Below are 369 nucleotides of genomic sequence, written 5' to 3'. Positions count from 1 at the left end.
CGACGATGCCGCTCAAGGGCTTGGGCCGGTCGTCCTTGGCCATGGCAAGAAAGCGGTGGCGCCAGCGAAAGCTCGTGTTGCGGTGAATGCCGGTTGTTTCCGCTGCCGCGCGTACCGTCATCGAACCGAGCATGCACTGCAGAAACGGTAGCCATTTTTCGCGCAGGCGGATAAACGCCAGCGGCGTATCGGTCAGTGCATTGAAGGAGCGGCGGCACTGCCGGCATCGGTAGCGCTGCAGTCCGCGCAGGATGCCGTGGCGATACAGCTTGTCGCCGTCGCAGTGCGGGCACCGGCGCAGGCGCGCGCCCCGTGCCTCGATGATGGCCAGGCAATCGGCCAGCGAGGCACATCCTTCGAACAGCCGTC

The 369-nt window shown here is 65.6% G+C and carries 1 protein-coding gene; it reads right to left on the bottom strand.

Going from position 1 to position 369, the window contains the following annotated elements:
* The coding region (locus GM672_RS30285; RefSeq protein WP_170300292.1) for an IS1/IS1595 family N-terminal zinc-binding domain-containing protein at positions 1-369 on the bottom strand (369 nt) is incomplete at both ends.

This window comes from Pseudoduganella buxea, from assembly GCF_009720835.1.
GTDB lineage: Bacteria > Pseudomonadota > Gammaproteobacteria > Burkholderiales > Burkholderiaceae_D > Rugamonas > Rugamonas buxea.
This window is presented reverse-complemented; position numbering and strand designations above follow the sequence as displayed.